Genomic DNA, 21,019 nt, shown 5'->3' on the forward strand with positions numbered 1-21,019 from the left:
CACGGATTCCGGTAGGGGCATGACCGAGGAAGAGTTCGACGCTTTCTACGCGACCGCGTTCCCCCGGCTGACCGGACAGCTCTACGCCTTCACCGGAGACCATGGCGAGGCCCAGGACGTCGTTCAGGAAGCGTTCGTACGGGCCTGGGACCGGCGGCAGCAGTTCCTGGCGGACGGTGCTCCCGAGGCGTGGATCCGTACGGTGGCGATGCGGCTGGCGGTGAGCCGCTGGCGGCGGGCGAGGCGCTGGCTGGAACTGGTGCGGCGCACTCCGCCGCCCGACTCCACCCCGGGGCCGGGCCCTGAGTACACCGTGCTCGTGGCCGCCCTGCGTGAACTGCCCGAGGCTCAACGGATGGCGGTCGTACTGCACCATCTGTGCGACCTGAGTGTGGAGCAGGTAGCCTCCGAGACCGGTGCGCCCGTGGGGACGGTCAAGGCGAGGCTGTCTCGAGGACGGGCGGCGCTGGCGAAGCGTCTTGCGGGGGACGAGGCCGACGGTCTGGTCCGGAAGGAGAGCGGCAGTGTCCGATGAACTCTCTGCCGCACTGCGCGAGTTGGCCGCCACCCACGCGGCTGCGCCGGTCGTCGGCGGCGCTGAGATACGTGACCGGGCGATGCGCCGCAGGCGCCGCCGCCGTGCGGTCGCCACCCTCGGCGCGGGCGCCGCGGCCCTCGCGCTCCTGGGCTTCGCTCTCACCCTGCACCTTGGCGGGAACACGGACCACTCGGCCGATCGCCGGACCCCGGCCGTGACCCGTCCCGGTTCCGCCCCGCCGTCCGCGGCCACCCCGGCGCCCGTCTCCGGCACGCTCGACCTGCCCCGACGCACCCTCACGTTCGGCGGCCACGTGATGCCGATCCTCTCGAAACTCGACGTCCCGCTCGAGTTCACGAGCCCGATGACGGTGGTCGCGAAGCCGGTCCGGGGAGAGCTGACATCCGACGCGCTCTCCAACGGCCGCGCCGTGGTGAACGTCCCGTATGCGGTCGAGCTGCGCGCCGGGGCGGACCAGCCGCTCTATGTCGGCACCTTCAGTCCGCAGCTCAAGGCCCTGAGCGACGGCTGGATCGGCCTCGCTCCCGAGGACGCCTCATGGTTCTTCGCTCGGGTCCGCCTCGGCGACACCATCTCGGTGACGACCGGTGCGAAACCGACTACCGCGCCCTCGGGCGCCGCCGCAGGATCCGGCGCCGCGGCACCCGGCGGCACAGCGCCCCGCGCCACAGCACCCGTGTCCGGCGAGGCGCAGGTCACACCCACCCCCAGTGCCTCGACGCCCGTCAGAGAAGGAGTGGGTTAGGGCCTCTCCGGCGGATCCTGCCGGTCTGGACAACAAACCACCCCCGGGTCAATGACCTGGGGGTTTCTCATGGAGCGGGTGACGGGAATCGAACTCGCGCTCTCAGCTCGGGAAGCGACGGCGCTTGGGGAGCCGGCCGACGGTCGTGGCTTCCTCGGAGCGGCGGACGCGTACCCCTGGTTCATTTGCCGGTTTCGGGGCCGTATCACTGGAGAGCCTGGCCGGTGACGGCGGCGATGCACTCGAAGTCCCGGTCGCGATGCAGCAGAGTGAGACCCTGCAACTCGGCGGTGGCGGCTACCACGAGGTCGACGGCTCCGGCGCTGCGGTGCTGTCCGCGCTGGGTGAGGATCTCCTGGACCCTGGTGGCGGCCGGCACTACAAAACCGGCTGAATGCTTCACCGACCGCCCCTTCGCCGAGTACCGGGCCATGGACCCGGCAGCCAACTGGTCAGATCTCTCGGAACACGGCTTCGACGGCCCGCGACCGCCGTCCGACGCCACCGGTTCCTGAACCCCGACCGGACGTTGACCGGCCGGCCCGGACGGCCCCAGGACCGGTGGCAGCACCCCCGCGAACAGCTCCCGGAACCGCCCGGACCAGATCAGTCGGCGAGCCGGTTGATGGCACCGGCGGTGATGCCCTTCATGTATCCGGAGTCGTTGCTGGGCTGACCGGTCAGTTCGACGATGCCGAACCTGTGGCCGCTGCGGATCACCGCGACGCCGCCGGCAACCTTGCTGTCGCCGTTGAAGGCGGGGTACCACCTGCCCTCGCCGGCCTTGACGGTGATCGCGTGCCCCTTGCCGTAGTACCAGTGACCATGCGGCTCGTCCTGGCAGTCGCGCACCAGCTTGTCGAGCTGCTTCTCGTACGAGGCCGCCGATGTGGCGGTGGTACCGTCCGCGACGGATTCGGTCAGCGAGGTGCCTTTGGTGTCGAAGGTCCAGGTCACGTCGGCATAGGCGGCGGCCTTCCCCTTGGTCAGCTCTCGCATCGTCTCCTCGCCGGAGCATGCCGAGAGAGCCTGCTTCCCGGTCAGGTCCACCGTCGCTCGGACCGGGGTCAGGCCCTGCTGGAAGAAGTCGTCACTCTGCAACAGGCCGGCGGAGCCGAGGCCGGGTTCGGCATGAGCGGCGGCAAGGGCGGTTGCCGACCGGCTCGCAGAACTCGTGTCCGCGCCGGCGGCGGGAAGCGCGCCGATGCCGACCACTATCAGGGCGGCACCGACGGAGGCGGCTATTCCTGCGGCACGACCGCGACGCGCGAAGTTCCTGCGGGCTGCCTGGTTGTCGGACATCTCTTCTCCTGTCTGGTCGCGACGCGGTTGGCGTCGTCGTACATCTGGGAGATGCCGGAGGTAGGGGAGATGTTGGATGGCGATCCGTCACGATCGACGTGATCCATGTCACGTTCCTGGTGGTGCGGGGATGGTCTCAGAGCCGTGTCACGGCCGCACGGACGATCCGCGTCATCCCAGCCGTGTCCAGGCAGGCATCGATCTCCAGGACCCCGTAGTGCGAGCCGTTGCGGAGTATGGCGACGCCTCCACACGGCTCCTTGCCTCGTGGTGCGGTCCCTGCGGTGTTCAGGTCGCCGCCGTACACACCCATCCAACTCGCGGTGATGTCCACAGCGACGTCAATCGTGTGCGTCGGCCCGTAGACCCAGTGGGTGGCGGGCTCGCTCTGGCACGGCACTTCCTCCAGCAGCAGGCGTTCCGCGTAGTTCTGAGCCAGTGCGCGGCTTCCGGCGTCGTCGGCGACTTCGCGTGCGACCTGATCGTCGATGTCCGCCGCCTCGGTAGGGTCGCCGTGGCCTGTGTCCTTGCTCGTCACCAGCCCGCGGAAGTGCGCGCCGTACGCTCCCAGCGTCTCGCCGAGGGTCTTCTCGCCGGTGCAGGTCGCGTTGGCGTAGTTGCCGTCTCCGACGCGATCCCGCACGTAGATGCGCTTGGAGAGACCAACCTTCCTGAACTCGGCCGCTGTCAACAAGTGCCGGTTCGTCATGGGTCCGCTCGCGGGCCTCGGCGTCGGAGAGCCGTTGCCCGGCGAGGACGCCGCAGCGCCTGGCGTCACCGTCGGGGTGGCCGGTGCAGATGGCGCGGGCAGGACGAACCGGCCGGTCAACAGGCCGAGTGCGATGGCTACCGCCAGGATGACGACGATCGTCCGAGCACGCACGGCAGCACCTCCCGGCCCGCGGTCGAGCTGATGCCAGGTGGGAGCGGGAAGCCGGGGCGTCTCAGAGGCCACCGCCGAGGCGGTCCCGCATGAAGCGACGGGCCTGATGGATGCGGTCCTTGACCGTGCCCAAAGGAGCGTCGGTGGTCTCGGCGACCTGAAGATAGGTCAGGTCTCCGAGGTCGCGGAGCACGAAGGACTCCACCAGGGCCGGGTGCCGCTCCTCCAGTGCGGCCAGCGCCTCCATCAGGTCCAGGCGGGTTCCCGCGATGACGCTCGTCGTCCGTGGGTCGACACCGTCGGGAACGACGGCATGACTGTCCTCCGCCCGTCGGCGCATCGAGCGGTACGTGGACCTGGCGGCGTTCGAGGCGATCACTGTCACCCAGCCGAGGAACGAGCCTCGCCCGGTGTACTCGTGCAGATGTGTGCTGATGGACAACAGGGCGTCCTGCGCGGCCTCTTCGGCGTCGGCGTGGTGCGGAAGGAACCGGGAGCAGCGGCGCATCACGGTGGGCCGAAGCCTGACGAGGAGGCGGTCCAGGGACGCCCGGTCACCTGCCTGGGCAGACGCCACGAGGTGCGTCAGCTCATCCTCCTCGAGCACCCTGCTGTCCCCCCGCTATCGTCCGACCTGGACCCCACTGGGTCGCACGGAAGTGCCCGACCACAGCCGGCCACATCCGCCACCTCGCCCCAAGAAAAATGTTGCCACATGCAGAAGCTAGGTCGTTATCTCCTTGAGGACAGGCTGGGAGCCGGTTCCTTCGCCACCGTCTGGAAGGCATACGACCCCGAGCTCGACACCGATGTCGCGGTCAAGGTGCTGGCCGACAACTGGGCGTCGAACGCCGATGTACGACAGCGCTTCCTGGCGGAGGCGAGGCTGCTCCGCAGGATCTCCAGCCCACGTGTCGTGCGCGTTCACGACGTCGGCGTCGAGGACGACCGGCCGTACTTCGTCATGGACTACGTCCGAGGCGGCACGCTGGCCGAGAAGGCGGGGCACTGCCGGCCTGCGGAGGCGCTCCGGCTCGCGGCCGAGGCCGGGTACGCAGTTCAGGTGCTCCATGACGCGGGCGTCATCCACCGCGACATCAAGCCGTCGAACCTCCTGCTCGACGCCGGCCGCACGCCTGCCGCCGTACTTGTCGCGGACCTCGGCAGCGCGAAGCAACTGGCCGATGCGTCGGGGCTGACAGTCACCACCGGCACTCCCGCGTACATGGCGCCCGAACAGGCCTTCCAGACAGGCGGGTTCGACGGTCGAGCCGATGTGTACGCCCTCGGTGTCGTCGCGTTCGAGTTGTTGACCGGACGCAAGCCGTTCGGGTCGGGCGGTCGCACAACTCTTGTGACGCAGCAGGCGTCGACGACGTCGTTGCCGTCCCTTCCCAGAGAGCTGGGGGTTCCGGACGGCATCGAAACTCTGCTTCGCGCTGCGCTGTCCGTTGAACCTGACGAACGACCGCAGACCGCGCAGGTGTTCGCGGATGCGCTGCTGTCACGGGAGGAAGAGGAGTGGGCGTCGGTCGGGTCTTCGGGGCCGACGCGCCTGACGGTCTGGCTTGCGGCGGTCGTCGTGTTCCTGATGACAACGGTGCTGACCTGGTCGTTCCGCTGAACTTGCGGGTACCGCGTCTCACTGCCCAGGCTTCGAGGAAGCTGCGCGAAACGTTTCCGTGGACGGCGCCCGGCCAGGCCGGCGGGCACGGTCTCGGCAATCCTCCGGTTCGGGTCCTGAAGCGGAGCCCTTACTGCTGGCGTACGACCGTGTCGTATGCCCTTGCCTTTCGCCCGGTTCTTCGCGGTGATCTTTCCGTCCCGTGCGGTCGTCTCAGGGCGTCGCCGTCAGGCAACCGGGCCACTGACCCCGGCCACGGCGGGCGCCGCACCCGACGGTGCCCGCCACCGATGTTCTCCCGGGACCAGGGCCTGGAAAGGGGCTCGGGTTCCGGGAGCGGGGGTCATCCGGCGGTCAGAGTGGTCCACTTCTGGTTGGAGCCGCCGTTGCAGTCCCAGAGCACGAGTTGCGTGCCGTCGGTGGTGGAGGAGCCCGGATCGTCGAGGCAGCGGCCGGAGGCGGGGTTGCGGTAGCCGCCGTTGTACGGCTGCCAGACCTGGTTGGCGCCGCCGTGGCAGGCCCAGATCTGCACCTTGGTGCCGTTGGCGGTGGCCCCGCCGGCGGCGTCGAGGCACTTGCCCATGGAGCGCAGGGTGCCGTCGGTGGAGAGCGACCAGAGCTGGTTGGCTGCGCCGTTGCAGCTCCAGATCTGGACGGCGGTCCCGTCGGCGGTGTTGGCGCCGTTGACGTCCATGCACTTGCCGGCGATGCCGGACTGCACGGGTGCGGGGGCGGAGGCGGGGTTCTTCAGCCACCCGGCGCTGTCCGCGGACTGGATGCCGCGGTGCCAGGCGTCGGCCATCTTCTGGTAGCCCGCGTCGTTGGGATGCAGTTGGTCGGACAGGTCGGCCGGGGTCAGGCTGCTCATGTCGACGTAGGCGACGTGCTTGCCCACGGCCTGGGCGTCGCTCACGATCTGGGGGATGGCCTGGTTGTACGTGCCCCGCCACTGCTCCTCCGAGCTGTTGGTGGACACGATCAGGGAGGCGACGAGGACGGTTGCGTCGGGGACGTCGGCGGTGATCTGGTTGACCAGCGACTTCAGCTCGGTGATGGCGGCGTTGGGCCCGGAGGCGCCTATGAGGTCGTTGGTGCCGATGTGCAGCGTCACGACGTTGGGCCGGTAGCGGGTCAGTGAGGCGTCGGCGAGTGCGGCGATCTCGTTGATGCGGTACCCGGGGTGGCCTTCGTTGTCGGGGTCGGACATCGAACCGTTCCGCACCGTGCCGACGAAGTCCAGCGGATGGCCGTCCGCCGCGAGCTCGTTCCACAGCGGACCCCGGTAGCCGTTGCCCGTACTGCTGCCCACACCCCAGGTGATCGAGTCACCCAACGGCATGACCCGTAAAGGGGTGTTGGAAACGGCGGAGGCGGGGGCCACACCTGCCGCCGTCACCCCGAGCGTGGCAGCGACCAGCGTGATCAGGGGGAGAAACCAAGGTCTTTTCATGCAGTGACCTCTTCTGCGAGTGAGTGCTGAATCAACGGGGCTGATCGCCGTTCGTGTCAGCAACTCGGCCGTCGTGCCGTCCCGTCGGCATCGGCGGCCTCCTGATGTGCTGGCAGAACGGCGTGGGTGGGAGCCTCTTGCGCTGCGAGCGGACCGGCCTCACTGGTGCATCGGTAGAGATACCACGCTGATCCCCCTCCGGGACATCCCATGAATGCCAGAAATTTAAGATCGGTGCCGCAAGGGCGAACTCTGCGTCGTTTCGTCCCGTCCGCGCTGCTCCTATGGCCTGTTCACCGCTCTCTACCTCTCCGGTGTTTGCCCGTGTACATCCCATGTCTGGTTGCCGGTGCTCGACCCGCTGGCCGCTCAGGCGCAGGAAACCATCGAACACGAGCCCCTAATGACGCGTAATCCAACATGGTCAAACATTGGATCCGACAAAAGTCTTGACGCTCGCAACTCGTGATTCATACGCTCGGCCCGCCTCCAGCACTTCGAGCCATCCGGATCGCACCGGCCACCCCGTCCAACCGCGCGATCACCCTTCACCCGCCCACGTCGTGGCCGCCCGCCGTTCCACCGGCGGTCGGCCGCGGCAGAGCACCGTGACGGAGGAAATCGTGGTCGTCGCGAACAGCCCGCTCGTCACCGGGAACACCTGAAACCGCGTCAGTGGCGACCTACTGATCCGCGACTGCTCCGGAAAAGCCCATCGCGTTCGGCGCTGATCACGTCTTCACACGGACGTCCTCGGGTCAGCTGACGGTGTACTCCGGTGCCGGTCAGCTGTGCCTGGACACGCACAGAACCAGGCCCCCGGGCGCGAAAGCTCACTGCAACGGCGACAGCAACCAGCAATGGCAACTCGGCTGACACTCACACCTCCTGGAAGGTTGCGATGCGACTGACCCCACCATCGTTCCTGCGACGCGCGGACCGGCACAGACGCGGCAGGCTGCGCTCGGTGCTCCTGGCCTGCGCTCTGGCCCTGCCCGTCGCTCCGCTGGCCGTGGCCGTCGCCGCGACGCCGGCCGCGGCGCTGGACAACGGCGTGGCCAAGACCCCGCCGATGGGCTGGAACAACTACAACGCCTACGGCAACAACCCCACCGAGGCGCTGATCAAGCAAACAGCGCTGGAGATGCACAACAACGGCATGCAGGCGGCCGGATACGAGTACGTCAACATCGACGACGCGTGGATGGCGTCGAGCCGGGACGCAGGCGGCAACCTGGTGCCCGACCCGGTGAGGTTCCCCAACGGCATCAAGGCCGTCGCCGACTACGTGCACTCCCTCGGCATGAAGCTCGGTATCTACGAGGACGCCGGCACCCAGACCTGTGCCGGCCTGCCCGGCAGCCTCGGGCACGAGACGCAGGACGCCAACCTGTTCGCCTCCTGGGGTGTCGACCTGCTCAAGTACGACAACTGCTTCAACAACAACATCAGTTCCCAGACCCGGTACACCACGATGAGCAACGCGCTCAAGGCCACCGGGCGCCCGATCCTGTTCAGCATCTGCAACTGGGGCACGGACAACGTATGGACCTGGGGTTCGAACGTCGGCAACATGTGGCGCACCACCGGTGACGTCGCCGACACCTACGCCAGCTTCCTGTCGAACTTCCACAGCAACGTGAACCTGGCCGCGTACGCCGGGCCCGGGGGCTGGAACGACCCCGACATGCTGGAGACCGGCAACGGTGGCATGACCACGACCGAGTACCGGAGCCAGTTCAGCCTGTGGGCCCAGATGGCCGCCCCCCTGGTCTCCGGCAGCAAGATCATCGGTGCGAGCCCGGAGACCCTGTCGATCCTGACCAACAAGGCGGTCATCGCCGTCGACCAGGACTCCCTCGGCAAGCAGGGCACCATGGTCTCCTCCTCGGGCGGCCTGGACGTGCTGTCCAAGCCGCTCGCGGGCGGCGACGTGTCGGTCGTGCTGTTCAACGAGACCAACTCCACCGCGACCATCACCACCAGCGCTTCGGCCGTCGGCAAGACAGGCGCCTCCAGCTACACGCTCACCGACCTGTGGACCGGCGCGACGTCCGCCACCACCGGCACCATCAGCGCGAGTGTGCCGGCGCACGGCACGGTGATGTACCGGGTCGCGGGCGGTACCAGCACCGGCACCACCACAGGTCCGGTCCACGCCATCGGTTCGGGCAAGTGCCTTGACGTGCCCGGCCTTTCGCAGACCAACGGCACCCAGACGCAGATCTGGGACTGCAACGGCGGCCCGAACCAGACCTGGACCGGCACGTCGACCAAGCAGCTCACCGTCTACGGCGGTGCGAAGTGCCTCGACGCGACCGGCACCACGGCCGGCGCCAAAGTCGCGATATGGGACTGCAACGGCGGCACCAACCAGCAATGGAACCTCAACTCCAACGGCACCATCACCGGCGTCCAGTCGGGCCTGTGCCTGGACGTGACCGGCGCCTCCACCGCCAGCGGCGCAGCGGTCGAACTGTGGGACTGCAACGGCGGCAGCAACCAGCAGTGGCACCTCGGCTGACACCACCGCCCCGGGCCGTATTACGTCCGCCGGTGCCGGCCTATGCACCGAGTTCAACCCCGCCGAAGGCATCTGGTTGACGACATCGCAGCACTGACGTCAGGAGGGCACGCCACCCCAAAATTGGACTAGACAATACACAAACCCCAGGCCACTGGCCTGGGGTTTCATATGGAGCGGGTGACGAGAATCGAACTCGCGCTCTCAGCTTGGGAAGCTGATGTTCTACCATTAAACTACACCCGCGTAAGTTCGGAGGGTCGGCCGCGTGGGTCGATCTCCGGACGCTCGCTCACTGTACATCATTGCAGACCCCTGGTGCCTGGACCCCGGGGGTCTGGGTCTGTTTCGGGGGTGGGATCCGGCTGCGGGGGGCCGGAGTTGGGGCGTACGGTGGGGGTGTGGGAGAGGGTCCGGGCAGGGCCGGAGTGCCGCCTGGAGAGTCGTCTCTTTGATCCCGTAATGTGGCTTTTGGCGTCAGGCAAGCAGTAGCCCGACGCGGCTCTTGGGGAAGGGACTTCAGGACTTGATGGAACGCACCGTCGTCCGTTGTGCCGATGGGCACGTGTTCAGCACCGCTTCGTTCCCGATGCAGCAGGCCGAGCGGCTCGGCCCCGGCCGGCTCGTCCGGTGTCCACGGTGTGCCCGGCTCCGCAGTGTGGTGCCGGTCGCACTCGAGAAGCACTAGCCGGGCGGCAGGCAGGCGGTAAGCAGGCGGTCACACAGGCGCGCGGACTCGTCACGATTGTCACGGCTCCGCGCGCCTTGCGTATCCTCGGGGCGTGCTTCTCTCAGACAAGGACATCCGGGCCGAGATCGACGCCGGGCGGGTACGGATCGATCCCTATGACGATTCCATGGTGCAGCCGTCGAGCATCGACGTGCGGCTGGACCGGTACTTCCGGGTGTTCGAGAACCACCGGTACCCCCACATCGACCCCTCCATCGAGCAGGCCGACCTGACGCGGCTGGTCGAGCCCGAGGGCGACGAGCCGTTCATCCTGCACCCCGGGGAGTTCGTGCTGGCGAGCACGTACGAGGTCATCACGCTGCCCGACGATCTTGCCTCGCGGCTTGAGGGCAAGAGCTCGCTCGGGCGGCTCGGGCTCGTCACGCACTCCACCGCCGGGTTCATCGACCCCGGGTTCAGCGGGCACGTCACGCTTGAGCTGTCGAACCTCGCCACCCTGCCGATCAAGCTCTGGCCGGGGATGAAGATCGGCCAGCTGTGCATGTTCCGGCTCAGCTCGCCCGCCGAGTTCCCGTACGGCAGTGAGCGCTACGGCTCCCGGTACCAGGGGCAGCGCGGGCCGACCGCCTCGCGGTCCTTCGTCAATTTCCATCGGACCCAGGTGTGAGGGCGGCCACGACATGAGTGACGTACGCGAGAATCTGACCTACGAGCGCTTCGGCGCCGCCATCCGTGAGCTGGCGCAGACCATCGCCGACGACGGGTACGAGCCCGACATCGTGCTCAGCATCGCCCGGGGTGGAGTGTTCGTGGCAGGTGGGCTTGCTTACGCCCTCGACTGCAAGAACATCCATCTCGTCAACGTCGAGTTCTACACCGGCGTCGGGACCACGCTCGAGATGCCCGTCATGCTCGCGCCCGTCCCGAACGTGATCGACTTCTCCGACAAGAAGGTCCTGATCACCGACGACGTCGCCGACACCGGCAAGACGCTGAAGCTCGTGCGCGACTTCTGCCTCGACACCGTCGCCGAGGTCCGCTCCGCCGTGATCTACGAGAAGTCCCACTCCCTCGTGAAGTGCGAGTACGTGTGGAAGCGCACCGATGAGTGGATCAACTTCCCGTGGAGCGTCGAGCCGCCCGTGGTGAAGCGGGCCGGACAGGTGCTCGACGCCTAGGCCCAGGCGCGTGCGAATGAGGCTCTGATCACGCCACCCGGTGGGAACGGTGCCCGGCGTCTAAGGTCTCCTTCCGTGTGTCGAACGCGGTCTGTGAACCGTGGTCTGCGAACCGCGGACTGCCGACGGTCGGCACGTACGAGGACGTGGACGGCCGTTGGGGGGAACGCGGTGGAGCACAGGACGCTGGGGCAGCGCTACGAGCTGGTGGAGCAGCTCGGCCACGGTGGGATGGGCACGGTGTACCAGGCCGTCGACCACCGCCTGCGCCGTACCGTCGCGGTCAAGACGCTCTCCGCCGAGCTGGTGCAGCAGCCGCAGTTCCTCGCCCGGTTCCAGCGCGAGGCCCACGCGGCCGCCGCGCTCAACCACCCCGGCGTGGCGACCGTGTACGACGTGGGCGAGGACGCCGCGGACGGCTTCGCCGTGCCGTACCTGGTCATGGAGTACGTCGAGGGGCGGACCCTCGCCCAGGCGCTGGGGGGCGGGCCGCTGCCGGCCGAGCAGACGGTGGACGTGGTGGGGCAGGTGCTGGAGGCCCTGCGGCACAGCCACGGCCACGGCATAGTGCACCGTGACATCAAGCCGGCGAACGTCATGCTCACCCGGGCCGGGACGGCCAAGATCCTCGACTTCGGCATCGCGAAGGCGCTCAGCGAGGTGGCGACCCGACTGACCGGGACGGGCGTCGCGGTCGGTACGCCCGCCTACCTGGCGCCGGAGCAGATCGAAGGCCGCGACACGGACCACCGGACGGACCTGTACGCGGTGGGCTGCCTGCTGTACGAGCTGCTGACCGGGTGCCCTCCGTACACCGGGGACTCGCCGTTCTCGGTGATGCACCAGCACTTGGTCCAGGAGCCTGTGCCGCCGTCACGGCTGCGCCCGGGGCTGCCGCCAGGCATGGACGCGGTCGTGCTGCGGGCGCTGCACAAGCGCAAGGAGGACCGGTTCGCCGACGCGGCGGAGATGAAGGCCGAACTGGATCGGGCCGCGCAGATACCCGCGGCGCCCCTGATACCGACCCCGACCGCCGTCGATCCCCGTGCGCAGGCCGTCCAGCCCCAGCCGGCGAAGGCTCCGCCACACGACCGGGCGGCGAAGGCACCGGGCCGGGTCCGGTCCCTGGGCCGGGTGGCGTTCAGGCCCACGCCGGAGGGGATGGTCGCGCTCCTCGGCAGCACCCTTGCGGTGGCGGTGTCGCGGTCCGAGATGATCACCGAGGAGCACTTCCCTCTGGTCGCGCTGCTGAGTGGCCTCGCGGGGTGCGTACTGCTGCTGTGGTCGGCGCGCCTGGCGTGCGCTGTGGCCTGGGCTCCGGTGGCGGAGGCCGTGGCGGTGTGGTCGGAGTTCTCCCGCGGCAATGTGGGCTGGGAGACGCGGTACGTCGTCATCGCGCTGCTGCTGGGGCTCGTCGCCGGGTCGTGCCTGACCGCCGGCTACCGGGACGAGCGCTCGGGCGGGTTCGCGTTGGTGGCGTTCTGGTTCACGGGGCTGACGTCGGAGTGGTTCTTCCTCGACGACCTGCGCAAGATCGGCGTGTTCTACGTCCTGCTGCTCGGGGTCTGCCTCGCCCTCGGCGCCCAGACCCTCAAGACCCGTCTCACCGAGTCCCACCGCCCCGCCGTCTAGGCCCCGGAGCGGGCAGCCAGGCGTGCAGCCGGCGTGCAGCTCCCAGCGGAAGCATGTGAAAGGCCCCCGGCCGGTGCGCCGGGGGCCTTTGCTGTGCCGGTGTGTGCCTAGAACGTGCCCAGCTTCACGATCGACAGCAGGGCGATCAGCTGGATCGCCGACGCCGCCAGCGCCTTCGGCCAGGGCAGGTCGTGCGAGCGGGAGACCATCAGGGTCAGCAGGGCGCCCGCCCCGACCCAGGTGGCCCAGCCGAGCAGCTGGACGAAGCCGGCGTCGCCGCCGAAGAACATGGCGACGACCAGGCGGGGGGCGTCCGTGAGGGACATGATCAGCATGGACAGGCCGACCGTGGGCTGCCAGGCGCCGTCACCGCCGAGCTGGCGGGCCAGGGTGTGGGTGACCACGCCCAGGACGAGGGCGCTGATCACCATCGCGACCGCCGTCACCAGGACGATCGGCACCGCGTTGGAGAGCGTGGCGTCGATCACGTCCTTGCGGGCGCCGTCGAAGCCGAAGACGGCGAGCAGGCCGTAGAGGAAGGTGACGATGAGGGCGGGGCCCCACATCGTGTAGTCCCGCATGCGCAGGAAGGTCTGGGCGGGGGAGAAGACGATTCCCCTCAGCAGCTCCTTCCAGTGCAGGGGCGGGCCCAGCGGGGCGGCGGGTGCGGCGGCCGAGCCCGCGTGGTAGGTCGCGCCCTGGGTGTAGCCGGCGGCCTCGTCGATGGAGAACGCCTGGGTGTGGCCCGGGTTGTTGGCCGCGTACGGGTCGTGTCCGCCGCCGTGGCCATGACCCTGGCCCGCGTAGCCGCCGTCGCCGAAGTACTCCGGTCCGTCGTCCGGCTGCGGCTGCCACTGCCCGCCGCCGGGGCCGTACGCGGGCCTCTGCTGCGGGTACGGCTGCGGCGCCGACGGGTAGCCGTACGACGGCCCCTGCGGACCCTGCTGTCCCTGCGGGGGGCGGTTGTCCCGGCCCCCGCGTCCGTTCCTGAATCCAGCCACGTCATCGAACGTACCTGGTCCCGGAGAGTGACGTGCCGGGCCCGGGTGTTCAGGCCCGGCTTTGCTGCCGACCTGTGACATCCCCTAAGGGGAGCGACGGGATGGCCGGTCGGTGTGCGTCACCAGGGTCGTTTGCCCTGCCGTCATGGGGTGCCTCCCCCGATTCAAGTGTGCGAGTCCCTATCTTCGGCTGCACACACAGGGAACAGAACATCGCATTTCGGGTGGTTCCCTCGATCTATGATGGGGTGCAGTTTGGATCTCCGTGGATTCTTGAAGGCTCTTTCCAGACGCTGGCCGACCGTCGCGGTCTGTCTGGTGCTCGCGATCGGGGCAGCGCTCGGCGTGACGTGCTTGAGCACCCCGGTCTACGAGGCCAGGACCGAGCTCTTCGTCGCCACCCGCTCCGGTGACGACACGGCCCAGCTGAACCAGGGGCAGAGCTTCTCGCAGGCGCGCGTGCAGTCGTACGCCGAGATCGTGACCACCCGTCAGGTGACCGCGCCCGTGGTGAAACAGCTGGGGCTGCGCACCACGCCGGAGCGGCTGGCGTCCCAGATCACTGCCGTTGCCCCGCTCAACACCGTGCTCATCGACATCAGTGTCAGGGACGCCGAGCCGGGGCGGGCGGCACGCATCGCCAATGCCGTGGCGCAGCGGTTCAGCGCGGTCGTCGAGCGCCTGGAGACGCCCAGACAAGCCTCTGCACCGCAGCGGCCGGGAAAGCACCCCAAGGGCGACACCACCTCGCCCGTCTCCCTCGGCATCATCCAGGATGCCGTGGCCCCCACCGGTCCGGTCTCGCCCCGCCCCCTGTTGAACCTGGCCGCGGGAGCGCTCGGCGGCCTGCTGCTGGGTGCCGGACTCGTCGCCCTGCGCGAGACCCTCGACACCACGTTCAAGGCGAGCCAGGCGCTGGGTGAGTTCATCGGGCTGCCGGGTCTTGGCGCCATCCCGTACGACAGGAACGCCCCCAAGCAGCCGCTCGTCACGGCCGAGGGTCACTCCAAGCGCGCCGAGGCCTTCCGCAAGCTGCGCACCAACCTGCAGTTCTCCCAGGTCGACGACCCGCCCCGGATCATCGTGGTGACGAGTTCGGTGCCGGGCGAGGGCAAGACCAACACCGCGGCGAACCTCGCCCTCTCGCTCGCCGAGGCAGGCGTCTCCACCTGCCTGGTGGACGCCGACCTGCGCCGCCCGTGCGTGGCTCCGACCTTCGGCCTCGTCCAGGACGCCGGCCTGACGACGGTGCTCATCGGACAGGCCCGCATCCAGGACGTGATGCAACAGGTCGCCGGCGGGCTCTCGGTGCTCGCCAGCGGTGCCGTACCGCCGAACCCCACGGAGCTGCTCGCCTCGGCGCGCATGAATGAGGTGCTGCGTGAACTCGCGGACACCTATGAGGTCGTGATCGTCGACACGGCGCCGCTGCTGCCGGTCGCCGACACCATCGGGCTCGCCTCGCTCGTCCAGGGCGCGCTGCTCGTCGTCCGCGCCGCCAAGACCCGCAGGGAGCAGGTCCGCACCGCAGCGGAATCGCTCGAGCGCGTGGGCGTCCGCGTACTCGGCACCGTCTTCAGCATGACTCCGGTCCCCAAGGGCAGCCGCTACGGCCAGTACGGCTACTACGGGCAGTACGGCGAGTTGCCCACTCCGCGTACGTCAGCGGCCGTTGAGGGGACTGCCGAACCCGCGACGATGCGTCCATCGGGCGGGAAATGAACCACACATCACACGGTCGGGTCATGGCCCATGCGTCCTCCGGACGGTCCATGACCCGGGTCCTCTTCGTCTGCACCGGCAACGTGCACCGTTCGGTGCTCGCTGAGCGGCTGCTGGCCGCCAGGCTTCCGCCCGGCTCGGCAGTACGGCCGGAGAGCGCCGGTACGGAGGGGTGGCACCGCTCGGGCATGGACGGCTCCACCAGGGCGGTGCTGGAGCAACTGGGCGGTGACGGCCGCGGCTTCACGGCCCGCCCGCTCACCGAGGGGCTCGTCGCGGAAGCGGCGCTGGTCCTCGGGCTCGCGCGCGAGCACCGGGAGGCGGCCGTGCGCCTCGCGCCGTCGGCGATGCGGCGCTGTTTCACCCTGAAGGAGTTCGTGCGGCTCGCCGCCGGGGTACCGGGCGGGGAAGGCCTGGCGGCCGAGGGCGGTTTCGACGCAATGGTGGCGGCCGTGGCCGCCCGTCGGGGTGCCGCAACTGCGCTCCCGGCGGCCGAGGACGACATCGCGGACCCAGTGGGCATGCCCCGCGAAATCCTGGATGCGTGCGCCCGCGAGATCGACGGGACAGTGCGCAGGCTCGCCCGGTTGCTGAACCAGGCCGACACGGAACTTGAAGCGCTTCATTACCGTGAATCGAGGAGCCCGGAGGCAGAATGATTATATGACTGTTCTGCATCGAGCCCGCACGGCAGCCCAGTACCTCGGAATCGACGTAAGGCGGTTCCCCGAGTGTGTTCTCGAGTACCGACTCGCGCAATTGCTGTCCTTCTTCCGCGTCGATGTGGTGGTCGATGTCGGGGCGAACCGTGGGCAGTACGGTGCGATGTTGCGGCGATTCGGATACCGGGGACGGATCATTTCCTTCGAGCCGTTGAGCGGACCTCTTGAGATACTGCGCCGTCGGGCAGCCATGGATCCCCTGTGGACGGCGTTTCCGTACGCGCTCGGCGATGAGGATGCCACCGTCACCATCAACGTGTCCGGGAACGACGGGGCGAGCAGTTCCATTCTTCCGATGCTGCCGAAGCATCTCGATGCGTGCCCGGAATCCGGTTATGTGGACCGGCAGGAGGTCGCACAGCTTCGACTCGAAACACTGTGGCCTCAACTGGCATGCCCGAAAGACCGGGTCTTCCTCAAACTCGATGTCCAGGGATACGAGGGAGCCGTCCTGCGCGGAGCCGGGGATCGAATCCAGGACTGCGTGGGACTCCAGATGGAGGTCTCGTGTGTATCGCTGTACGAGGGAGGCCTGAAGTGGGATCAGGCACTCGACCTCGCCCAGAGCCGATACGGCCTCACGCTGATGGGTGTGTTGCCCGGCTTCACCGATCAAAGAACGGGCCAGATGCTGCAGTGTGACGCGGTGTTCTTCCGTGAGGGAGTTCATTCGGCTTCTCCTGAGGTGGAACACGTCCCGGAGGTCACTCACTGAATGGGGAGAACACGCCTCCCCTCATCCCGATTTGCCCGTTTGTCCACGTATTCTGGTGCTATGCCACCAACGTCAACTTCTCTCATCCGGAAGATCGCCGCCAGTCCGCTCGCCCTCCTGGCCGCGTTTCCCCTGCGCGCGATCATCGTCGCTCGTCATGACACCCGTGTGCTCAAGCAGTCGGCCTCATGGCTGCTGCGCTCCCGCGAGCTGTCGTCCTTCACCTACGATCTCGAACCGCTCAGCCTGGAACACCTCGCCTGGTTCATCGGGGCAGTGACCGGGATTCCGGTGAAGGAGGCCCGTGGCTATCTCCGCGAGGTCGAGGAGGACACCGACCTGCGCCGCACCCTGCGGGAAGGCATGGTCCAAAGCCCCCGGCGCCGGACGTGCGACCACGACGTGCGCTACGGCCGCCGGCTCCTCTACTACGCGCTCGTGCGGGCCCTCTCGCCCCGGCACGTGGTCGAGACCGGAACGTACCGCGGCCTTTCCAGCTGTCTGATCGCCGCGGCGCTGCTGCGCAACGGCCACGGTCGGCTCACCACCATCGACATCGATCCCACGGCCGGGGAACTGATCCGCGGGCCGTACGCCGACGTGGTCGACCTGGTGATCGGCGACTCGACGCGAGCGCTGGCCGCTCCGGAGGTCCAGGAGCGCGGAATCGACCTTCTCGCCTCGGAGACTCATTTCACGCCGGAGCACGAACGCGCCGAACTCGCGGCAGCCGCCTCGGCCCTGACGGACCGCGCCGTCATCGTGTCCACCAGGAGCCACACCTCACCGGTACTGGCCCGCTGGTCCGAGGAACGACACCGCGGCTTCCTGCACTTCCGCGACATGCCACACCATCACTGGTACGTGAGCGGAGGCCTCGGCGTCTCCTTCCCCACCGTCCCGGCCGCCCGGGAACCGCACCAGGTGGACGTGGTCAACCCCTGATCTCACCCACCAGCCTCACCAGGCCCTCGGTGAACCGTCGGCTCATCTCCTCGACGGTGTAGCGGCATGCGTCCTCGCCACAGTGCCGCTGCAGGGCGGCCAGCCGCTCCTGATCAGTCAGCTGAGCGACCACCGTACGGGCGTAGGCCAACGGGTCATTCGGAGCCACGACGGCATTGCGGCCGTCTCCCAGATACTCGAATTCCGGACCGTGGAACGGCCAGGGCGTGGTGACGATCGGCGTCTGCAGAGCGAAGGAGTCCACCGCGCACAGCCCTACAGGCCCTGGCATGAGCATCAGCTCGGAGGCAGCGCCGAGCAGCGCCTTGCGGGCGCCGTACGCCTGTCCGACCGGAATGACTGCCGTCGAACGCTCGGCCGCTGCCTTCACTCGCTCCAGTTCTTCGCCCAGCCCGGCGATCAGCAGACGGAAGTCCGGCAGCAGCCGGGCGGCGTACTCCGCCGCCTCCAGGAGGAACGGGATCCGCTTGGTGGTGCTCAACGCCCCTACATACAGCACTGTGCGACCCGGAGTCAGGTCGAATTCAGCTCTGAACCGGGACAGCTGATCCGGCGACACCGACCGGTAGTTCTCGCGAAGGACGACGGTGTCGGTGGAATTCTGGACCACAGTGACCCGGTCCCGGGGGAATCCGTGCTGTACCACGCTTCGCGCCCCGCCTTCGGTGTAGGCGAAGAACCACCGGGCCTGCCGGGTGAGGGCGTACTTGACCGATTCCTCGATCCGTGATTGGCGAATGGCGTAGGTCCTGCCGTGGTCCCACATGGACACGGCCGGCCCACGGCTCCTGCGCTGACGGGCCAGTTGTGGATACAACTCCAGATTGTGCAGCGCCTGGTCGAGCACCAGCACATCGGACGACTGGAGCAGTGGCCCGAGCCGCTTGTAGACCAACGGACGGCCCATGACCCATGTGCTGTATTGCGGAAGTCGCATGGCGCCGTCGATGGCGATCGCGTCGGAGCGTGCGCTCATCCCCCTGCTGTAGGGGGCCCCGTGGGCAATCGTGAGCCCGATTCCGTGCGAGCGCAGATCATCACCCAAGCGACGGAAGAACGACTGGCGATATTCCGTCAAGAATGGCTGAACAATGGTCACATGAGAGTTTTTACGATGTCTCACGTGTTTGCGTGGCCTGATTCCCATGCTGTGCTAGCTTGCCAGAGAATTGAGTGAATCCATGGATACGCGCAAAGGGCTTCTCAGAGAAAACGCAGGGGAACCAGCCATGCAGCAGATCCACAGGGGGCCGACGTGAATGTCGAGGTCCGCGCCCGGTTGACCAGGTGGTACATGCGCTACGAGCGGTGGGAGGGGCGGGATCCCGTGCTCCGCCGGTCACCCGTCCAGGCCTGGTTCCGGCGGCGCGCGGTGAACCGGCTGGCCGTGCTGGGCTATCACGCGATCGAGGACTCCGAGGCCTTCGCGGGGCAGTTGGACCGACTGCTGGAGACGTCGGTCCCGGTCTCGCTGCAACAGGTCGAGGAGGCGGTGCACGGCGGCCGACCGCTTCCGCCGTACAGCGTGCTGGTCACGTTCGACGACGGCGACCTCAGTGTGCACACCCACGCTCGGCCGCTGATGGCAGCCCGCAACATCCCAGGGGTGTGCTTCGTGATCGCCGGGCTGGTGGACACCGACACCGCCTTCTGGTGGGACGAGATCGAACACCTGGTCCGTCACGGGGGCACGACCGGGCGGGTGCCTGCCGCACCGCCCGAGATCACTGCCCACACCGTCAAGACACTGCCCGAGCACGAGCGGCGGCAGGCGCTGGAGGAGCTGCGGGAGACCGCGTCCGTGCCCGCCCCTCGCCGGCGTCAGCTCACCGGTGAAGAACTGCGCGAACTGGAGGCGGACCAGATCGTCGTCGGCAGTCACACTCTCACCCATCCGTGCCTCGACCAGTGCGATGACGGGCAGGTGCGGACAGAGGTGCTGCAGGCCCACGAGCAGCTGACCGGACTGCTGGGGCATCCGCCGACGACGTTCGCCTATCCCAACGGGAACTTCGACTCGCGGGCCCACCGGTTCCTCATGGGGGCCGGGTACCGCAGCGGCTTCCTCTATGACCACCGACTGGCCGCGCCGGGCGCGCAGCACCCGCTGCGGATCAGCCGGTTGCGCGTTTCCACCCGCACCGGTCCGGACCGGTTCGACACGATCCTGTCCGGACTGCACTCCGCCCTCTACCGGGCCGAGCGCGGCACAGGGCGAGGCCTGGCACACGCCGCTCAGCTGGTCCGGGCGGTGCCCGGACGCCGTCCGGAGGAAACCGCGAAGATCTGATGCGCACCTCCTATTGGGTCGATTCGTCCAATTTAGCCAAATGTGCTCAGTTTTCGGGACTTTGGTCTGATAGGTTCAAATCTGCGAGGCTGAATACTCGTCAGCTTTTTGTGGCCGCCCCAAGATGGTTTTGAGTCGGGAGTCCGTATGGCTGCACCGCGCATCGCCGTGCTGATGGCCTGTCACAATCGACAGCGCAAGACCCTTGCGGCACTGGAGTCATTGGAGCGGCAGCGCGATCTGCCACCCGGCACGTCCGTTCGTGCGCACGTCGTGGACGCGGCCAGTACCGACGGCACCCCCCAACGAATCGCTGAGCGATTCCCGGACGTCGAGGTCACCGCGGTAGGCCCGGACGTCTTCTGGGGCGAGGCCATGCGCATCGCCGGCCACCGCAGCCTCCACTCCAGCCTGCCACGGTGGACCCACCAGCTGTGGCTCAACGACGACGTGGAACTGGCGGACGACGCACTCACGACGCTGCTCGGCACCGCCCACGAGGTCGGCCCGGAAGCCGTGGTGGTCGGTGCGGTGCGCTCCGTCGACGGCAGTCGCACGACGTACGGCGGGCTACGGCGCGGCGGCCTGCCGTGGTGGCACCCGCGCGGACGTGGCCTGCTGCTCGTCGAGCCGACGGGCCGACCCGAGCCCTGTGACACGTACAACGGCAATGTCGTCCTCGTACCGCGGTCGGTGTGGGATCGCATCGGCGGCATCGACCGGCGGTTCCGGCACGGCATGGGCGACTACGACCACGGACTCCGGGCCCGGAAGGCCGGCATCGGCGCCTTCTTGGCGCCTCGTCACGTCGGAACCTGTGACAGGAACCCTCTGCTGACCGGCTCCAGGGAACCCGGCATCGGAGTGCGCGAAGCGCTGCGCCGGGTCACCTCGCGACGTGAGCTGCCCTTCGACTCCTGGCGGGTCTACTGCACCCGGCATCTGTGGCCCTGGGCGCCGTTGCTGATGTGCTCTCCGTATCTGAAGACCGCTGCACGTGCGTGGCGGCGGTGAC

19 protein-coding genes, 1 tRNA gene and 1 pseudogene are annotated in these 21,019 nt (G+C 68.3%); 13 read left to right on the forward strand and 8 right to left on the reverse strand.

Going from position 1 to position 21,019, the window contains the following annotated elements; translation table 11 throughout:
* The first annotated feature begins 19 nt into the window (after positions 1-19).
* On the forward strand, positions 20-535 hold the full coding sequence (locus tag ACWD3E_RS11790) for a SigE family RNA polymerase sigma factor (RefSeq protein WP_451387379.1): 516 nt from the start codon (positions 20-22) through the stop codon (positions 533-535).
* A complete protein-coding gene (locus tag ACWD3E_RS11795; protein ID WP_451387380.1) occupies positions 525-1,304 on the forward strand; it encodes a hypothetical protein in 780 nt (259 codons plus the stop codon). Before ACWD3E_RS11790 ends, ACWD3E_RS11795 begins: the two co-directional genes overlap by 11 nt.
* Before the next feature lie 205 nt (positions 1,305-1,509).
* Here ACWD3E_RS11795 and ACWD3E_RS11800 read toward each other — a convergent pair.
* The 4 genes and pseudogenes from ACWD3E_RS11800 to ACWD3E_RS11815 all read right to left on the reverse strand — a co-directional run.
* A pseudogene (locus ACWD3E_RS11800) lies at positions 1,510-1,674 on the reverse strand (PIN domain-containing protein); the annotation flags it as partial.
* A gap of 236 nt (positions 1,675-1,910) precedes the next feature.
* Positions 1,911-2,606: a hypothetical protein gene (locus ACWD3E_RS11805; protein WP_451387381.1), complete on the reverse strand. Its 696-nt coding sequence runs from the start codon at positions 2,604-2,606 to the stop codon at positions 1,911-1,913.
* 136 nt (positions 2,607-2,742) lie between these two features.
* Entirely contained in the window at positions 2,743-3,489 is a 747-nt protein-coding gene (locus tag ACWD3E_RS11810) for a hypothetical protein (protein WP_451387382.1), read from the reverse strand.
* A 61-nt stretch (positions 3,490-3,550) separates the two neighbouring features.
* A complete protein-coding gene (locus ACWD3E_RS11815) occupies positions 3,551-4,096 on the reverse strand; it encodes an RNA polymerase sigma factor (RefSeq protein WP_451387383.1) in 546 nt (181 codons plus the stop codon).
* Between ACWD3E_RS11815 and ACWD3E_RS11820 the strand changes: the two genes are divergently transcribed.
* On the forward strand, positions 4,070-5,113 hold the full coding sequence (locus ACWD3E_RS11820; protein ID WP_451387384.1) for a serine/threonine-protein kinase: 1,044 nt from the start codon (positions 4,070-4,072) through the stop codon (positions 5,111-5,113). The two genes, ACWD3E_RS11815 and ACWD3E_RS11820, sit on opposite strands and share 27 nt — an antisense overlap.
* 343 nt (positions 5,114-5,456) lie before the next feature.
* Here the strand turns inward: ACWD3E_RS11820 and ACWD3E_RS11825 are convergent, their stop codons facing one another.
* On the reverse strand, positions 5,457-6,563 hold the full coding sequence (locus tag ACWD3E_RS11825; RefSeq protein WP_451387385.1) for a ricin-type beta-trefoil lectin domain protein: 1,107 nt from the start codon (positions 6,561-6,563) through the stop codon (positions 5,457-5,459).
* A 901-nt stretch (positions 6,564-7,464) separates the two neighbouring features.
* On the opposite strand from ACWD3E_RS11825, the gene ACWD3E_RS11830 reads away from it, so the two are divergent.
* Positions 7,465-9,087: a glycoside hydrolase family 27 protein gene (locus tag ACWD3E_RS11830; protein ID WP_451387386.1), complete on the forward strand. Its 1,623-nt coding sequence runs from the start codon at positions 7,465-7,467 to the stop codon at positions 9,085-9,087.
* Between the two features lie 172 nt (positions 9,088-9,259).
* On the opposite strand, the gene ACWD3E_RS11835 is transcribed toward ACWD3E_RS11830, so the two are convergent.
* Positions 9,260-9,333: transfer RNA gene (locus ACWD3E_RS11835), tRNA-Gly, on the reverse strand.
* 536 nt (positions 9,334-9,869) lie between these two features.
* Between ACWD3E_RS11835 and dcd the strand changes: the two genes are divergently transcribed.
* The 3 genes from dcd to ACWD3E_RS11850 all read left to right on the forward strand — a co-directional run bounded on the left by dcd (position 9,870) and on the right by ACWD3E_RS11850 (position 12,588).
* Complete coding sequence (dcd, locus tag ACWD3E_RS11840) at positions 9,870-10,445, forward strand: dCTP deaminase (protein ID WP_451387387.1); 576 nt, start codon at positions 9,870-9,872, stop codon at positions 10,443-10,445.
* A gap of 13 nt (positions 10,446-10,458) precedes the next feature.
* Entirely contained in the window at positions 10,459-10,956 is a 498-nt protein-coding gene (locus ACWD3E_RS11845) for a phosphoribosyltransferase (protein WP_451387388.1), read from the forward strand.
* Positions 10,957-11,127: 171 nt separating this feature from the next.
* Positions 11,128-12,588, forward strand: coding sequence for a protein kinase domain-containing protein (locus ACWD3E_RS11850; protein ID WP_451387389.1), 1,461 nt, complete (start codon positions 11,128-11,130; stop codon positions 12,586-12,588).
* Positions 12,589-12,695: 107 nt separating this feature from the next.
* On the opposite strand, the gene ACWD3E_RS11855 is transcribed toward ACWD3E_RS11850, so the two are convergent.
* Entirely contained in the window at positions 12,696-13,670 is a 975-nt protein-coding gene (locus tag ACWD3E_RS11855; protein WP_451387390.1) for a Yip1 family protein, read from the reverse strand.
* Between the two features lie 162 nt (positions 13,671-13,832).
* On the opposite strand from ACWD3E_RS11855, the gene ACWD3E_RS11860 reads away from it, so the two are divergent.
* Genes ACWD3E_RS11860 through ACWD3E_RS11875 form a run of 4 tightly spaced genes read left to right on the forward strand, consistent with a single transcriptional unit; the run spans position 13,833 to position 17,693 of the window.
* Positions 13,833-15,311, forward strand: a complete 1,479-nt coding sequence (locus tag ACWD3E_RS11860) for a polysaccharide biosynthesis tyrosine autokinase (protein WP_451387660.1) — start codon at positions 13,833-13,835, stop codon at positions 15,309-15,311.
* Between the two features lie 23 nt (positions 15,312-15,334).
* Positions 15,335-15,970, forward strand: coding sequence for an arsenate reductase/protein-tyrosine-phosphatase family protein (locus ACWD3E_RS11865; protein WP_451387391.1), 636 nt, complete (start codon positions 15,335-15,337; stop codon positions 15,968-15,970).
* 4 nt (positions 15,971-15,974) lie between these two features.
* On the forward strand, positions 15,975-16,748 hold the full coding sequence (locus ACWD3E_RS11870; protein WP_451387392.1) for an FkbM family methyltransferase: 774 nt from the start codon (positions 15,975-15,977) through the stop codon (positions 16,746-16,748).
* Between the two features lie 60 nt (positions 16,749-16,808).
* The gene (locus tag ACWD3E_RS11875) at positions 16,809-17,693 is read left to right on the forward strand and encodes a class I SAM-dependent methyltransferase (RefSeq protein WP_451387393.1); all 885 of its coding nucleotides are present in this window, start codon (positions 16,809-16,811) and stop codon (positions 17,691-17,693) included.
* Here ACWD3E_RS11875 and ACWD3E_RS11880 read toward each other — a convergent pair.
* Complete coding sequence (locus ACWD3E_RS11880) at positions 17,683-18,813, reverse strand: glycosyltransferase family 4 protein (RefSeq protein WP_451387394.1); 1,131 nt, start codon at positions 18,811-18,813, stop codon at positions 17,683-17,685. The two genes, ACWD3E_RS11875 and ACWD3E_RS11880, sit on opposite strands and share 11 nt — an antisense overlap.
* 156 nt (positions 18,814-18,969) lie before the next feature.
* Here ACWD3E_RS11880 and ACWD3E_RS11885 point away from each other — a divergent pair, with 156 nt between their 5' ends.
* Both ACWD3E_RS11885 and ACWD3E_RS11890 read left to right on the forward strand, forming a co-directional pair.
* Positions 18,970-20,004 (forward strand): polysaccharide deacetylase family protein, encoded by a 1,035-nt coding sequence (locus ACWD3E_RS11885; RefSeq protein WP_451387395.1) that lies wholly within the window; start codon positions 18,970-18,972, stop codon positions 20,002-20,004.
* Between the two features lie 147 nt (positions 20,005-20,151).
* Entirely contained in the window at positions 20,152-21,018 is an 867-nt protein-coding gene (locus ACWD3E_RS11890) for a glycosyltransferase family 2 protein (RefSeq protein ID WP_451387396.1), read from the forward strand.
* The last annotated feature ends 1 nt before the right edge of the window (position 21,019 follow it).

The sequence above is a fragment of the Streptomyces sp. NPDC002676 genome, assembly GCF_053592455.1.

What these genes read in the sequence shown, in the direction of transcription:
- ACWD3E_RS11790 (WP_451387379.1), top strand. Translation starts at nt 20, where the DNA reads ATGACCGAGGAAGAGTTCGACGCTTTCTACGCGACCGCGTTCCCCCGG.
- ACWD3E_RS11805 (WP_451387381.1), bottom strand. Translation starts at nt 2,606, where the DNA reads ATGTCCGACAACCAGGCAGCCCGCAGGAACTTCGCGCGTCGCGGTCGT.
- ACWD3E_RS11825 (WP_451387385.1), bottom strand. Translation starts at nt 6,563, where the DNA reads ATGAAAAGACCTTGGTTTCTCCCCCTGATCACGCTGGTCGCTGCCACG.
- ACWD3E_RS11830 (WP_451387386.1), top strand. Translation starts at nt 7,465, where the DNA reads ATGCGACTGACCCCACCATCGTTCCTGCGACGCGCGGACCGGCACAGA.
- ACWD3E_RS11845 (WP_451387388.1), top strand. Translation starts at nt 10,459, where the DNA reads ATGAGTGACGTACGCGAGAATCTGACCTACGAGCGCTTCGGCGCCGCC.
- ACWD3E_RS11855 (WP_451387390.1), bottom strand. Translation starts at nt 13,670, where the DNA reads ATGTCACAGGTCGGCAGCAAAGCCGGGCCTGAACACCCGGGCCCGGCA.
- ACWD3E_RS11860 (WP_451387660.1), top strand. Translation starts at nt 13,833, where the DNA reads ATGGGGTGCAGTTTGGATCTCCGTGGATTCTTGAAGGCTCTTTCCAGA.
- ACWD3E_RS11865 (WP_451387391.1), top strand. Translation starts at nt 15,335, where the DNA reads ATGGCCCATGCGTCCTCCGGACGGTCCATGACCCGGGTCCTCTTCGTC.
- ACWD3E_RS11870 (WP_451387392.1), top strand. Translation starts at nt 15,975, where the DNA reads ATGACTGTTCTGCATCGAGCCCGCACGGCAGCCCAGTACCTCGGAATC.
- ACWD3E_RS11875 (WP_451387393.1), top strand. Translation starts at nt 16,809, where the DNA reads ATGCCACCAACGTCAACTTCTCTCATCCGGAAGATCGCCGCCAGTCCG.
- ACWD3E_RS11890 (WP_451387396.1), top strand. Translation starts at nt 20,152, where the DNA reads ATGGCTGCACCGCGCATCGCCGTGCTGATGGCCTGTCACAATCGACAG.